Raw genomic sequence first — 14,266 nt, 5'->3', positions numbered from 1 at the left:
TAAAAAATAATCTGAAACTTTTTATCTAAGGTTTGCGGCGTTTATTTTTATGCGTGCGTTTTTGTTTGATGTGGGCAACTTTCTTTTTGATGAATTGGTTGAGGTCTTTATTTTTTACCGTTCTAGTATTGAACATTAGAATAGGGAAGACCACACCGAAGGCTAAGACTAAAACTATAAAAGCCGCATTAAGCCCATTATTAATAATTTCAATAAGGTGTTCTATGCTGATGGGCTGTTCTTTTTTAGAAGATACAATTTTGAGAATCCCCATCATAAAGTTGTAGCCTAGCGTACCAGGAATCATATTGATAACGGCGGGTATGGTAAAAACAATAGGCGGCGTATGGACTCTATGGGCAAAATACATTCCCGATAAGCCTACCGCAGAAGCGCCCAAAAGCGATGCCATTACCAATTGATGAGGCAACCAATAAGTGAGTACTAAGGTTTTAATACCAAATCCTAAAGCTCCCAATAAAGCTACTGCCCACAATGCCCGTTTAGGGGTGTTGAATAGTACCGCAAAGCCTAGCGATACCAATACTGCCCAAAATATTTTTTCTATAATTTCAAACTCCATAAGTAACTCTAAAGACGAATAATGATAAATAGTAACCCACGGCAATCATAAAAATAAGCATACCACCCAAAGCAGCCTTTGCCCAGCCTGAAACGATATGCCCTTCTAATAAATCCAAAAAGCCATTAATTAATGGGACACCAGGAATAAGCCATAATATACAGGAAGTCATGGCGGCATAGTGGTCTTTTAAACCTAACAAAATTGCAATCTTTACCATAGATACTGTAACGAATGCAGAAATAAGTGTAGTGGTAAAGATATTATAGTGTTTTTTATGAAGTTGGTTTTTAACCCAAAATCCTACACAACTGGCAAGAAAAACGACGATGAATTCTAAATAAGACCCAGAAAAGATTTTAACTAAAGATGCCGTAGCAATGCCTATAAACAGCATTTTTGTAGTTTGGGAATAGGTAGGCTTGGTCTTAATGTAGTGAAGCCGTTGTGCTATTTCTGGATAAGATGGGGTTTGGGCTGTAATATCCCAACTTAAAATACTGATATCAGAAATAAGGTTAAAATTAATGCCATGGGCAGGAATACTTTTAACGATAGTTTCGGTGTGTACCTCATGAGGTTGCTGTACAGAAATTACCACCCCTGAATATGAAAAAAATACTTCGGCTTGGTAGCCATAAGCATTGGCGATACGCAGGACATTTCGTTTGGTACGTGTAGAATTGGCACCATTAGAAATAAGAGACACCGCAACATCGGCTAATAGCAATGCCATCTTTTTAATTGGCATATCCTTAGTGACCTGTTCCATAAAACAAAAAGCAAGCGCAGAGGCTTGCTTTAGATTAGTTATTTGTTGTCTTTAGAATCCTTGTTTTCAGGGAATCTGTTAAGAGTGAAGTCTCTAGAAATAGCAGCTTTTTCAAATTTTAATTTCCCAGCCATCGTTTCTAAGATGACGCCATCTTCGGTGACTTGAGAAACTCTACCGTGGATTCCAGAGGTCGTTACCACCATACGCCCAGGTTTTATACTTTCTTGAAAGTTTTTTTCTTGCTTTTGCTTTTTCATTTGCGGACGCATCATAAAAAAGTAGAAAAATACAATCATCCCCCCAATCATAAGAAAGGTCGGCATCATAGAAGGTTGAGCGGGTTGTGCTTGTAATATCGTTAACATCGTGTTCATAATAATTTATTTAAGTTAAAGGTTTGTATGGATTATTTTACTTCAGCAGTAAAACTTAGGGTAATGGGTGTTTTTTCTGTGTTGGTATAGACATTTGCAAATTTCTGAACCACACCATTGAAACTAGAAGAATTGAATTTTAAAGTCACTTTACCCACTTTGCCAGGTAGGATAGGCGTTTTGGTGTATTCTGGTACTGTACAGCCACAACCAGGTTTTACATTAGAAATAATCAATGGATTTTTACCCGTATTGGTAATTTCATAGGTGTGTTCTACAATAGCCCCCGATTTCACTTCACCGAAATCAAAACTTGGCTCTGATAGTGCAACCATAGTTAATGGCGATTGTTGTGCAGTAGATACTAAATCATCTTCTAGCGCATTGGGATTGGCTACCGTAGTTGTTTCTTCGATGGCTGTGTCTAAAACTTCTGGTTTTTCTTCTTTTTTCTTGCAAGCGGTAAGGGTTAGACCACAAAGACCAGCCGCTATAGTTGCTTTTAAAATTAAATTCATTGTTTATTATTTTGAAATTAGTGTTTTATAATCTGTTTTTGTCTTCTGCATAGCGTCCTAAAATCCCATTGATAAAGACTTGGCTTTTGTCTGTGGAAAAGGCTTTGGACACTTCAATATATTCATTAATAATGATTTTTGAAGGCGTATAAGGAAACTCATCGATTTCTGTAATACCAGCGATTAGGATAATTCTATCCATTAAAGATACCCTTTCCAAATCCCAATTTTCAAGGCGATTTTTGATTTCTTTTTCGGCGTCTTCCCAATTGTTTATGGCACTTCTAAGCAGTTTGTCAGCAAAGGCTCTATCGTCTTCATCTTTAATGATTTTGATGAGGGTATGGGTAGGTTCATTTTCTTTAGTAAAGCCAATGGTTTTTTGCACCATCGTATTCGCAATATGAAAATCGTCTGCCCAACTGATTTCTTTTTCCTCTAAAATATCGTGAAAAGCTTCATTTTCTGCCACATATCTTAAGAATAATTTACCCAGAAACTTTTGGTCGGCTTCAAAGGAAATTTCATCACTATTCATAAAGTCCTGATAGCGTTTCCCAGCCTTCATTCTTTGAAAAGTCTTTACTAGAAATTCGTCGTTTAAATCCCATTTTAAGTTCTGAAACTTTGAGGTAAAGGATAAACGCTCTTGGTTATTTTCTAGATTTTCTAGAACTTGGTTTTTGATAAATTTGCGATTAGGATTTACATCGTCTTCGGTTTTTAGAAATTTATTTTTCCCAATTTCCATTTGATGCTCTGCCAATTGCTTTAAGGCAATTAAAAAATTAAGCTCATAGATGTAGAGATGATATACTTTATCAATTTCTGAGAACATTTTGCGTTGTATCGCATCGGTGTTCATCGGATTTTGGGTATAAGCGTAGAGGCTTTGCACTACTTTTTCTCGGATTTGTCTTCTTCCTAACATTTCAAAGGTCTTTTTCGAAAGGCAAAGATAGGCAAATTTTGATAAAACTGAGAGATAAAGCCTTATGATATCCTCAAAAAATTAAGGATAGTGGAGTTTGGAGTTAAAAGTAATCTAAATCGCTATTACTTTTTCTTTACAAAATCGTTGATGTCTTTTTGGCTGACGGGATTTTCTCCAAGAATGATAAGACGCTCCACCACATTGCGAAGTTCTCGGATGTTTCCAGTCCAATCGTAGTTTTGTAATGCTTTTATAGCTTCATCACTAAATTCCTTTACAGGGGCACCATTTTCCGAAGCGATTAAATTTGCAAAATGCTCTACTAATAAAGGAATATCTTCTTTTCTATCGTTTAACGAAGGGACAGAAATTTCGATGACCGATAATCTGTGATAAAGGTCTTCTCGAAATTTACCATCAGCAATTTCTTGCTTCAAATCTTTATTAGTTGCCGCTAGAACGCGGACATCAATTTTTATTTCTTTGTCACTTCCTACGGGGGAAACTTTATGCTCTTGCAGGGCTCTAAGGACTTTAGCTTGAGCCACTAAACTCATATCCCCAATTTCGTCTAAGAAAATAGTCCCGCCATGCGCTTGTTCAAACTTCCCAGATTTATCTTTTATTGCTCCCGTAAAAGAACCTTTGGTGTGCCCAAATAGCTCACTCTCAATTAATTCTGAAGGAATAGCCGCACAATTCACTTCTACCATAGGACCTTTAGCACGGTCGCTTTGGGCGTGTAGGGCGTGGGCTACCAATTCTTTACCAGAACCATTAGGTCCCGTAATCATCACTCTGGCATCCGAAGGGGCGACTTTATCAATCATATCTTGAATTTTTTTCAAGGCATCGGACTGACCAATCATTTGATATTTTTTATTCACCTCTCGTTTTAGTTTAGAGTTTTCTTTTTTTAGATGATTGTTGGCATCTTGCAGTTGCTTGCGGTCTAAAGCATTTCTAACGCTGGTAATCAATCGGTTGAGGTCTATTGGTTTTTCTATAAAATCAAACGCTCCTTGTTTAAGGCAACCAACTGCCGTATTGATATCCCCATGAGCAGAAATCATTACAAAAGTAGTTTCTGGCTTTATGCTCAAGGCTTTTTCTAATAATTCTGTGCCTGAAAGTTTAGGCATTTTAATATCTGAAATTACTAAAGAAAAATCTTCTTTTTCAATAGTTTTTAATGCTTCCAATCCATCATTAGCAATTTGGATTTCATAATCTTTCACTTCGTCAGAAAGAATATTCTTTAAAAGTCCTGAGATGGCTTTTTCGTCTTCTACAATTAAAATCTTTTGCATGGGACAAATATAGTATATTTTTTAATGGATGAATATTAATTTTCGTTTGTATAGTTTCTATGCCCAAAAATGGCAGAACCAATCCTTACGGAGTTAGCCCCGCAAGCAATTGCCAGTTCATAGTCGCCACTCATCCCCATAGATAAAGTGGTAAGAGGATGCTCTTTTGAAAGTTCATCATAGCATTGTTTTAAAAATTTAAATTCCCTTTCCACTTGAGCTTCATCGTCTGTAAATGTAGCAATCCCCATCAAACCTTTGAGTTCTATATTGGGGAAATCTCTATTTTTCATTTTATTGGTTAAGAGTTGTGCATCTTCCCACGCTATCCCTGTTTTGCTCTCTTCTTCTGCAATTTTTATTTGAAGTAAAATAGGGATGCTTCGGTTGTGTTTTTTCGCTTGCTTTTGAATTTCTTTTAATAATTTTTCAGAATCTACGCTTTGTATTAGGGCGACAAAAGGAGCGATATATTTAACTTTATTGGTTTGTAGATGCCCGATGAGATGCCATTCAATATCTTGAGGTAATTCAGGCTGTTTGGCAATCATTTCTTGCACTTTATTTTCTCCAAATACTCTTTGCCCTTCATCATAAACAGTTTGAATTTTGTCAATAGGATGCGTTTTTGATACGGCTACTAACTGTACATCGTTTGGAAGTTGAGAAATAATATGTTGATAATTTTGTACTAAATCCATAATGATATAATTCTAATGAGTTACAAAAATAAGAAAAACCGCACTAAGGCGGTTTTTCTTATTTTAAAGTAATAGATGATTATTTTCTTAATAAATCTCTAATTTCAGCAAGAAGTTCTTCTTGTGTAGGTCCAGCTGGAACTTCTGGAGCAACAGGTTCTTCTTTCTTTGCTTTATTAGCGGCTTTAATAACCATAAATAATACAATTGCAATACATAAGAAATTGATGATTGCAGATAAGAAATTACCATACTTTACACCATTCCATGTAAGTTGAGCAATATCTTCAGCACCTACAGCTTTTAAAGCTGGATTAAGTAATAACGGTGTGATAACATCTTCTACTAAAGAAGTGATGATTTTACCAAATGCTCCGCCAATAATTACTGCTACAGCAAGGTCTACTACATTGCCTTTAAATGCAAATTCTTTAAATTCTTTTACAAATCCCATGATTTTATTTTTTTGCAAATATAGGAATAATTCTCTTTTAAAATTATAAATTGTGATTCTTTTCTTAGGCATAACATAGGAACACTTACGAACTGAATTTATACTGATGCCTTTGTTTTATTTATTAAAGAGTTCGCTGGCATCTATATTTTGTCGTTGTTGTTGGGTGGCGTATTGCCATTGGTATGGGGGAAATCCTGTCATCTTCGCAACGATATTTGACGGAAAGGTGCGAACGCTGTTGTTGTAATCGGTAATGCTGGAACTAATGTAGCGTCTGCCTGCCGATATTTGCTCTTCGACTTCGGTCATATTGTACTGCAAATTGAGGAATTGCTGGTTGGTTTTTAACTCTGGATAGCGCTCTACTTGCAACATAAAGTTTTGTAGGGCTTGCTGTGCTTCTTGCTCTTGCGAGGGTGGTGTTTGGGTGTTCATTCCTCGTAAAGCAACTACTTTCTCCAAAGTTTCTTTTTCGAAATTGGCATATTGCTTGGCTACGCTAATCAGGTTGGGAATCAAATCGTTTCGCTTGATAAACAAGGCGTCTGTGGTTGAGATTGAATTCTCGATTTGATTGCGTTTTTTGGTAAGTCGGTTGTAGGTAGACCATATGACAATCAATAGTAATCCAACGATAACCGAAAGGGTGATTAGTAATGACATTGTTTTCGTTTTTTTAAGATTTCCAAATATTGATATTGAGTTTTAAGTCATCGATGATTTGTAATTGCTGACGCAATTCATCGTAAAATTCTGCCACCATATTGTCTTTGATGGATTTGAACATCGATACTTCAAAATTGTTTTTGCTACTATAGTTGGCAATCGAAATTCGGTTTTTGCGAAAGGAAGTAAAATATTTTCCTCCGTTTTGCTTTACTTTTTTCAACTTATAAAGTTATTGATATATGGCATCAAAAGGAATATCTACCGCTTCGAATAAATCTTCTTTATTGTTAACTTTATGTTTTTTCTAGTAATAAAATATTCGTTTGCTAAAAGGATAAATCGTTTTCTGATGCAGTTTTTGGATCCACTCCCAATAGGGATGATAATATATTCCTTCAAGGAGCTATTATAAAAACTGGCGATTTCTACTCCATTTTCATTAAATAGTAATCCTTCATATATTCCATCTTCTGATTCATCATCAATTTTTGCTATCTTTGATTTAATGGTATCGCCATACTTATTTACAAGGGTTAATTTGTAAGGGATATATAAATAGACACTATCACGAAAAGGTAGGGCTTTGTGCCCAAATGCTCGGCTCTCGAATTATAAACTTCAAAAGGGCTTTTTATGTAGTGATAAGTACAAAACAAAAGACCTATTACAAATATGGAAATTGCGATTTTTTTGAGCATATATAGTTTTAATTATTCACATTCTCTATGAAAAATACTTTTGGTAATTGTATCTAAACTAGAGGGATGATTTTCTAATAGTCGGGCAGGTAATTTTTGATAGTGTATAATCGTACCATCTTCTGTTATTGCTTCCTTATTATCTGCATTTTTTCGCTCATGATTTTCTTTTATAGAGTCTATAAAACTTCGCATCTCCGATTTATCTCCAACCTCTTCTTTTGTAAGACCTCCCTCGAAATATGGAGTAAAAAATATCATTATTTTTCCTTTGTATATTTTGATAACTCCCATTAAATGATCGGTTTTTATTTGTTTTTCATTTTGAGTAATAGCTAGTTCATTAATACCTTTTGGGATAACAAATTGCCTCACTTTAATTTTTGGGGATTCATAAGGATTGGTATCATCAGCCCCTATAATTTTAATAGTTTTTAAATCGTCTTTAATGATAAATAAATCATCTGAGGGACTAAAACAATTGGTGTTTTTATTAAATACCCGAATCGGTGATTCATTATCAAATTGTAAATAACTATCTGTTTGTTCGAAATTGATAAATCGAACGCGAACCCCTTTTTCAACACTTGGATTATTTGCTACATACATCACGATAGGTTCCTCTTTTTCTACGTCAATAAATTAAGTTCGATTAATAAAACATTGCTAATTAATTAGTTTTTAGAGTTTCATATTTTAATGATGTTTTTTAAACTTTGTGCATCGTTATGTGGCTTTGCAAAAAAATGCAAAACAACACTTTTCTTTAAAAAATCAACCTTCGCCCGAAATAGCATCGGCTAAAGAAACGATTTTGCTACCCGCTCATACTTTACAATCCTTTGTGGAAAATGCTATTTTGCATGGAATTAAGAAGAAATATTCTGCTCTTAGATAATTTGCATTTTTAATTTTACCTCATACCTCAAACGATTTGTTGAAGTAATACTCCATGGGATCCCGATTCTGGTAATGAATGATAGGTAGAAAATCGTCCTGCTTTCATAAGGTGAATAATATATTCTCAACGCTTATCTTTGGGTAATCGTTTCTTGACTTTAAAACTTGCCTCTATAAACTTATTATTAGCAAATTCTGTCATTTTCAGATCTTATGTAAGAATAGATATCTTTTGCCCGCATTGCATCATATAGATAATTAAGTAACTTCTTAAAAGAACATAAGTTTGATGCAAATATTTTCACAAAACATTTGGCTATCTCAAAAATTCTTTGTTATTTTGCACTCTCAAATATTTAGTAGTAATAAAGAACATCGAGATATGTCAAAGATTTGCCAAATAACAGGAAAGCGTGCAATGGTTGGAAACAATGTTTCTCACGCTAATAACAAAACGAAGCGTCGTTTTGAAATTAATCTATTAGAGAAGAAATTTTACCTTCCTGAGCAAGAGAAACATGTAACCCTTAAAGTTTCAGCTCATGGATTGAGAGTTATCAATAAAATTGGTATCGAAGAGGCTATAGAAAGAGCAACGCGTAACGGATTTATTAAATAATAAAAATCATGGCAAAAAAAGGAAATAGAGTACAAGTAATTCTAGAGTGTACTGAACATAAAGAAAGTGGAATGCCAGGAATGAGCAGATATATCACCACTAAAAATAAGAAAAATACCACTGAAAGATTAGAACTTAAAAAGTTTAATCCAGTGCTTAAGAAGTATACACTTCATAAAGAAATTAAATAATCTTTAAAGACATTTTAAAATGGCAAAGAAAGTAGTAGCAACCCTACAAACATCTTCTAAAAAGATGACCAAAGTAGTGAAAATGGTAAGATCTCCAAAATCTGGAGCTTATATTTTCGATGAAAAAGTAATGAACGCTGATGAAGTAGACGCTTATTTGAAAAAATAAGGACTGCCCATCTCGAATATATTAAACTATCCAATTTTTTGGATAGTTTTTTTATATATTTGTTGAAACAATTTTTATCATAACCAAAATAATCAAATATGAGTTGGTTTAAAAAAATATTTAAAAAAGAAGAAAAAGAAACCTTAGATAAAGGATTAGAAAAATCAAGTCAAGGGTTTTTTGAAAAAATTTCTAAAGCGGTTGTTGGAAAAAGCAAAGTAGATGATGAAGTTTTAGACGACTTAGAAGAAGTGCTGATTGCTTCCGATGTGGGGGCAGCAACGACGATCAAAATTATAGAACGCATCGAAGCGCGCGTGGCTAGAGATAAATATGTGGGAACAGATGAACTCGATCAGATTTTAAAAGAGGAAATCTCGGGGCTATTATTAGAAAATCCACATGCTGGGACAGGAAATATAGATACCAATAAAAAACCGTATGTCATTATGGTAGTAGGGGTGAATGGAGTGGGTAAAACCACAACGATTGGGAAATTAGCCCATCGGTTTAAATCGGAGGGTAAAAAAGTAGTTCTGGGTGCAGCAGATACATTCCGTGCTGCCGCAGTGGATCAATTGGTAATTTGGAGTGAAAGGGTGGGCGTCCCTATTGTAAAACAAAATATGGGTTCTGATCCTGCTTCTGTAGCGTTTGATACCGTTCAATCTGCAGTAGCCCAAGAGGCAGATGTGGTTTTGATAGATACCGCAGGTAGACTCCATAATAAAGTGAATTTGATGAATGAACTATCGAAAATTAAGAGGGTGATGCAAAAAGTAATTCCCGATGCCCCACACGAAGTGTTGTTGGTATTAGACGGTTCTACAGGACAAAACGCTTTTGAGCAAGCCAAACAATTCACAGCCGCTACAGAAGTTACAGCTCTGGCAATCACTAAATTAGACGGTACTGCCAAAGGAGGCGTCGTGATAGGAATTTCCGATCAGTTCCAAATTCCTGTAAAATATATAGGCGTTGGAGAGAAAATGGACGACCTACAATTATTTAATGGCACGGAGTTTGTAGATTCCTTCTTCAGAAAAACGAAATGATTTTATCGTTTTGGTTTTTCTACTATAAACAAATAATTTTTTTAACAATTAAAACAAAGTATTATGGGAATTTTAACATGGCTTTTATTCGGACTAATAGCAGGTGCTATTGCTAAAGCGATTCACCCAGGGAAAGACCCGGGTGGTTGGATTGTAACAATTATCATCGGTATCGTTGGTAGTATGTTAGGTGGTTGGTTAGGATCTATGTTCTTAGGTTTTGATGTAACTGGATTTAACATTAAAAGTTTTTTAGTAGCTATCGGTGGTTCAGTATTGTTACTTGCAATTTACTCTGCTGTAGTAAAGAAGTAAAAATATTAAATCAAAGTCTAAAATTGCCTAATTTTTACTAGGCAATTTTTTTATCCATTAAAAATAACTTTTTTCTTTACACTATAGTTGAGAATAGAAACCAGTGCAATTGCTGCTATTTTGCTTAATATTTCTCTACTGAAAGTAAAAATAGATGTTTCTATATTATAAAGGAATAGCCATCTGTAGAATATTTGGAATGCGATTAAACTCAATATTGTTGAGAGAACGGAAACCCCTATAAAATATGCAAATTCTCTCTTTTTAGAATGTTTACCACGCTGAAATACGAACCAAATGCTGAGAAAATAATTGGATAAAATTCCAAAACTCGTCGATAAAATATTACTTATTGGGTAGTGGATTCCCCATAAATCTAGTTCTTTAGGGAAATAATTAGGTATTGTTAAGCTAAATAATTTGAATGATCCAATTTCTACTATGGCACTGAGTCCTCCCGCTACAACAAATAATAAGACTTGTTTTCTTTTATATAACAACTGTTTCATCGGTTTAAAATTTGAATTTTGCTCTCAATTGTTCAACGAGATAATAACACACCAAAAACCCCAAAATAAATAGGCATATTCTAGAAACTAAATCCCCCGTGCGGCTATAAAATGTAGATTGAGAATACAACTGAATATCCGACACCAAAGCGGTTTGGTCACCGTAAAAAGTATCTTCTAGAATTTCCCCTCTAGCGTTGATATGGGCTGAAATGCCACTATTGGCAGAACGCGCGATTTCTCGCCTATTTTCGATCGCTCTAAGTCGGGCATAGGTTAATAACTGTTGATGCCCTTGTGTGGTTCCCCACCATGAGTCATTGGTTACGATGGCTAATACATTGGCACCTTTTTTTACATAGTCGCTTACAAATTCACCGTAGATACTTTCGTAGCAAATAATGGGGGCTACTTTGGCTTTATTGTATGGGTTTTTAAAGATTTTTCTTTCTTTATCGCTACCTAAAGAAGCTACTGTACCTCCAAAATTGAGCATGGCATTTCCCAAAATTGGTTTTAAAACATTCATATAAGGGAAAATTTCAACACCTGGAACAAGTTTGCCTTTGCGATAAATATCATAGTGTTGTTTGGGGTAAATTTGTATGGCTGAATTATAAGAGTCTACCCAAATATTTTGTGTAGGGTAATAACTTGCAGAAGCAGGAACCTCATCCGACGGATGGAAAACTTTATAAGTAGATACCCCGCCAATAAAAACAGATTTTGGATGAGAGATTAAAAATTGCTCTATAAGGCTAATTTGCTGACTGGATTGTAATCCCGACTCTGAAAGTCCACCATAACCAGGGAACGAAGTTTCTGGTGTAAGATAGAAATCAATGCCAGAAGTTTGATGTTGCTGTGCTAAATCTAAAAATTCTTTTACGATATCTAGGCTGTCTTTTTGATATTTTTCAGAATAAGGGTTAAGGTCGGGTTGTAGCATCATCATTCGGACTTTGCCTATCGGTTGTTCATCAAATTGATTGAACTTAACCAAAGAAATTGCTATGGGAATAAAAATAAAGCCAAGAACCAAGATGATATTTTTAATTAAACTTTTGGGTTTTCTTCCCGCTTCCCAAATTCTGATGGTATAAAATATCAGTACATTAACCAATAATATCCAAAAACTTCCACCCGTAGCCCCTATCGTATCATACCATTGGATAATTTTAGGGTGTTCTGCAAAAACATTACCTAGGTTAAGCCATGGCCAAGTAAGTTCCCAAGACAGATGAAACTTTTCAAAACACATCCATATCGCAACAAAAAATACCAGCCCCCAATAGGTGCTTTTAGCATTTTTATACCAATGGTAAAGTTGGAAAGTTAGTGCCATCAATAAAGTATTGACTAATACAGGAAATAGCATAGCGAAAATGGCGTGAGAGCCATCTGGATTTCTAGCTTCGTAGAGCCATCTTGTAGTAACGCAGTTCCAAATTAATAAAGCCAAATAAGCATAGCCAAATACCGCCCAGCCTTTTCTTTTTATAGATGAAAATTTAGAAATCTCATGTTCTAATAGCAATAGCGGAACAAAGGCAACAAAAATAAAATAAGGCACCCCGTAAGTAGGCCATGATACTGAAAATAAAAGTCCAGAAATTAATGCTAAAAGAACATATTTCATTTTGATAAAATTTTGAAAGACAAAGTTACAATTTCTTATTGAAAGTCTACCTTATAAATACCTTCGTGGTTTAAAAATAAAAAGTTCCACTTCATAGCGAAGTGGAACTTTCTTAACAACTCAAATCAAAGTATTATGGCATAACAAATCCTCTGTTAGATAATCTACCATAAGTATCTAAAAATCTTACAGAAACCGTACCTTTATAGCCTTCTAAAACTCTTTCTACATCTTTCTGAGAGTTTACAGGTTTGCCGTTGATTTCTGTGATGATGTAATTATTGTCAATTCCTGTTTTTAATGCAAGAATACTATTGTCTTCTATATTGGTTACTACAACACCACTTTTTAAACCAAAGTAAACTTTATTATCATCGCTTAGGGGTTGAAATTGAGCCCCCAGTTTTTCAATAACCGTTAAGTCGGCTTTAGTACGGGTTTTGGTATTCCCTTTTTGGTCTTTTAGGGTGACCGTAGCAGTATTGGTTTTACCATTTCTTAGGTAGGTCACTTCCACTTTGTCGCCGGGTCTTTTTCTACCCACTGCCATAGATAAATCAGCAAAATCTGAAATATTAATGTTGTCTATTTGTGTAATCACATCACCTTTTTTCAAGCCTGCATCTTCAGCGCCACCATGGTCGGTAATTTCGGTAATGAAAACGCCATTGCCACTTTTTAGGTTAGCTTTCATTTGTTGGTTATACGCTTTTACCGCCATTTCATCAGAAAGGTCTAAGATACCAACCCCTAAGAACCCTCTTTGTACCATACCATATTTTTTGATGTCTTCCACCACTTTTCTGGCTAAGTTAGAAGGAACTGCAAACCCATAACCTTCGTAATACCCAGAAGATGAAGAAATAGCAGAATTGATTCCCACTAAATCCCCTTTGATATTTACTAAAGCTCCACCACTATTACCTCGGTTGATAACGGCATCGGTTTGGATAAAACTTTCGATAGGGGTTTTAGATTGCTGTCTTAATAAATCGATGCTTCTACCTTTGGCGGAAACAATTCCCGCAGTTACCGTAGAGTTAAGTCCTAATGGATTTCCTACTGCTACTACCCACTGACCCACTTCTAATAAATCTGAGTTGGCAAAGTTTAGATAAGGCAATCCGCTATCTTCTATTTTTAATAATGCAATATCAGTAGACGGGTCGGTACCAATTAATTTAGCAACATAGGTCTTTTTGTTACTTAAAGTCACTTCTAGCTTACTTGCCCCTGCCACCACATGGTTGTTAGAAATAATGTAACCATCTGGCGAAATAATTACTCCTGAACCTAGTCCTGATGGCATATCTTCAGGGATTTGCTGTTGACGTTGCTGTCTTTGTTGACCTCTACTAAAAGGGTCACCGAAGAAAAAGTCGAATAAATCTTGTTCGTTGCCTCTACTGTTTCGGTTGTTTTTTTGATAATTTTTAATGGTTACCACCGCAGGGACTGTAGTTTTTGCGGCATTTACGAAATCATCGCCTAGGGCAGCTGCATTGAGGCTGGCAAACTGCCCATCGTTTTTAGCTGTATAGAAATAGCCCGTATCTTGGGTATCGTCTTTGTGGAAATATTCTATAGTGCCAAAAGTAGTCGCAGCAGAAATAACGCCCACTACGGCTAAAGGAAGAATTTTTTTAATATTGTTTTTCATGTTTATGTAAATTTATGTTGTTAAAATTTTGTTCACTAAATCTCTATGCAAAAATAACGCAAAGAATTTCTAATATGCCATATTTGCTAGTTTATTTAACTAATTTTTAACGATAATTAGATTTTGTTATAAAAAAAATTGAATATCCTTAATTACACCTATAAGTATTATCTTTGCACTAAATTTAGAA

At 35.0% G+C, this 14,266-nt stretch carries 20 protein-coding genes; 6 read left to right on the top strand and 14 right to left on the bottom strand.

The window, feature by feature from the left end; genetic code table 11:
- Positions 1-25 precede the first annotated feature (25 nt).
- The 11 genes from C237_RS0104775 to C237_RS0104725 all read right to left on the bottom strand — a co-directional run bounded on the left by C237_RS0104775 (position 26) and on the right by C237_RS0104725 (position 7,631).
- Positions 26-583: a threonine/serine exporter family protein gene (locus C237_RS0104775; RefSeq protein ID WP_018675356.1), complete on the bottom strand. Its 558-nt coding sequence runs from the start codon at positions 581-583 to the stop codon at positions 26-28.
- Positions 573-1,355 carry a threonine/serine exporter family protein gene (locus C237_RS0104770; protein WP_018675355.1) on the bottom strand — a complete coding sequence of 261 codons (783 nt, stop codon included), beginning with the start codon at positions 1,353-1,355 and terminating at the stop codon, positions 573-575. Before C237_RS0104770 ends, C237_RS0104775 begins: the two co-directional genes overlap by 11 nt.
- Positions 1,356-1,393: 38 nt before the next feature.
- Complete coding sequence (yajC, locus tag C237_RS0104765) at positions 1,394-1,723, bottom strand: preprotein translocase subunit YajC (RefSeq protein WP_018675354.1); 330 nt, start codon at positions 1,721-1,723, stop codon at positions 1,394-1,396.
- Positions 1,724-1,764: 41 nt separating this feature from the next.
- The gene (locus tag C237_RS0104760; RefSeq protein WP_018675353.1) at positions 1,765-2,250 is read right to left on the bottom strand and encodes a DUF1573 domain-containing protein; all 486 of its coding nucleotides are present in this window, start codon (positions 2,248-2,250) and stop codon (positions 1,765-1,767) included.
- A gap of 25 nt (positions 2,251-2,275) precedes the next feature.
- On the bottom strand, positions 2,276-3,181 hold the full coding sequence (nusB, locus tag C237_RS0104755; protein WP_018675352.1) for a transcription antitermination factor NusB: 906 nt from the start codon (positions 3,179-3,181) through the stop codon (positions 2,276-2,278).
- Positions 3,182-3,306: 125 nt separating this feature from the next.
- Entirely contained in the window at positions 3,307-4,494 is a 1,188-nt protein-coding gene (locus C237_RS0104750; RefSeq protein WP_018675351.1) for a sigma-54-dependent transcriptional regulator, read from the bottom strand.
- Positions 4,495-4,529: 35 nt separating this feature from the next.
- The gene (locus C237_RS0104745) at positions 4,530-5,195 is read right to left on the bottom strand and encodes a YggS family pyridoxal phosphate-dependent enzyme (protein ID WP_018675350.1); all 666 of its coding nucleotides are present in this window, start codon (positions 5,193-5,195) and stop codon (positions 4,530-4,532) included.
- A gap of 79 nt (positions 5,196-5,274) precedes the next feature.
- Entirely contained in the window at positions 5,275-5,649 is a 375-nt protein-coding gene (mscL, locus tag C237_RS0104740; protein ID WP_018675349.1) for a large conductance mechanosensitive channel protein MscL, read from the bottom strand.
- 117 nt (positions 5,650-5,766) lie between these two features.
- Positions 5,767-6,315: a LemA family protein gene (locus C237_RS0104735; RefSeq protein WP_018675348.1), complete on the bottom strand. Its 549-nt coding sequence runs from the start codon at positions 6,313-6,315 to the stop codon at positions 5,767-5,769.
- Positions 6,316-6,328: 13 nt separating this feature from the next.
- Positions 6,329-6,541: a DUF3137 domain-containing protein gene (locus C237_RS0104730; RefSeq protein WP_018675347.1), complete on the bottom strand. Its 213-nt coding sequence runs from the start codon at positions 6,539-6,541 to the stop codon at positions 6,329-6,331.
- A 490-nt stretch (positions 6,542-7,031) separates the two neighbouring features.
- The gene (locus C237_RS0104725; protein WP_169584733.1) at positions 7,032-7,631 is read right to left on the bottom strand and encodes a hypothetical protein; all 600 of its coding nucleotides are present in this window, start codon (positions 7,629-7,631) and stop codon (positions 7,032-7,034) included.
- 118 nt (positions 7,632-7,749) lie between these two features.
- Between C237_RS0104725 and C237_RS14505 the strand changes: the two genes are divergently transcribed.
- The 6 genes from C237_RS14505 to C237_RS0104695 all read left to right on the top strand — a co-directional run bounded on the left by C237_RS14505 (position 7,750) and on the right by C237_RS0104695 (position 10,268).
- Positions 7,750-7,917 (top strand): hypothetical protein, encoded by a 168-nt coding sequence (locus tag C237_RS14505; protein WP_156809715.1) that lies wholly within the window; start codon positions 7,750-7,752, stop codon positions 7,915-7,917.
- A gap of 384 nt (positions 7,918-8,301) precedes the next feature.
- On the top strand, positions 8,302-8,538 hold the full coding sequence (gene rpmB / locus C237_RS0104715; protein WP_026315500.1) for a 50S ribosomal protein L28: 237 nt from the start codon (positions 8,302-8,304) through the stop codon (positions 8,536-8,538).
- Positions 8,539-8,546: 8 nt separating this feature from the next.
- Positions 8,547-8,729, top strand: a complete 183-nt coding sequence (rpmG, locus tag C237_RS0104710) for a 50S ribosomal protein L33 (RefSeq protein WP_018675343.1) — start codon at positions 8,547-8,549, stop codon at positions 8,727-8,729.
- Between the two features lie 19 nt (positions 8,730-8,748).
- Positions 8,749-8,898, top strand: a complete 150-nt coding sequence (locus C237_RS14210; RefSeq protein WP_018675342.1) for a DUF4295 domain-containing protein — start codon at positions 8,749-8,751, stop codon at positions 8,896-8,898.
- A gap of 98 nt (positions 8,899-8,996) precedes the next feature.
- Complete coding sequence (gene ftsY / locus C237_RS0104700; RefSeq protein WP_018675341.1) at positions 8,997-9,953, top strand: signal recognition particle-docking protein FtsY; 957 nt, start codon at positions 8,997-8,999, stop codon at positions 9,951-9,953.
- A 63-nt stretch (positions 9,954-10,016) separates the two neighbouring features.
- The gene (locus C237_RS0104695) at positions 10,017-10,268 is read left to right on the top strand and encodes a GlsB/YeaQ/YmgE family stress response membrane protein (protein WP_018675340.1); all 252 of its coding nucleotides are present in this window, start codon (positions 10,017-10,019) and stop codon (positions 10,266-10,268) included.
- A gap of 50 nt (positions 10,269-10,318) precedes the next feature.
- Here the strand turns inward: C237_RS0104695 and C237_RS0104690 are convergent, their stop codons facing one another.
- The 3 genes from C237_RS0104690 to C237_RS0104680 form a co-directional block, all read right to left on the bottom strand.
- Positions 10,319-10,777 (bottom strand): GtrA family protein, encoded by a 459-nt coding sequence (locus C237_RS0104690; RefSeq protein ID WP_018675339.1) that lies wholly within the window; start codon positions 10,775-10,777, stop codon positions 10,319-10,321.
- A gap of 4 nt (positions 10,778-10,781) precedes the next feature.
- Positions 10,782-12,416 carry an apolipoprotein N-acyltransferase gene (gene lnt / locus C237_RS0104685; RefSeq protein WP_018675338.1) on the bottom strand — a complete coding sequence of 545 codons (1,635 nt, stop codon included), beginning with the start codon at positions 12,414-12,416 and terminating at the stop codon, positions 10,782-10,784.
- A gap of 133 nt (positions 12,417-12,549) precedes the next feature.
- Positions 12,550-14,076, bottom strand: coding sequence for a Do family serine endopeptidase (locus C237_RS0104680; RefSeq protein ID WP_018675337.1), 1,527 nt, complete (start codon positions 14,074-14,076; stop codon positions 12,550-12,552).
- Between the last annotated feature and the right edge of the window lie 190 nt (positions 14,077-14,266).

This window comes from Riemerella columbina DSM 16469, assembly GCF_000374405.1.
Classification (GTDB): domain Bacteria; phylum Bacteroidota; class Bacteroidia; order Flavobacteriales; family Weeksellaceae; genus Riemerella; species Riemerella columbina.
Note: the sequence above shows the minus strand (reverse complement) of the source record. Positions and strands in the feature narration are given on the sequence as shown.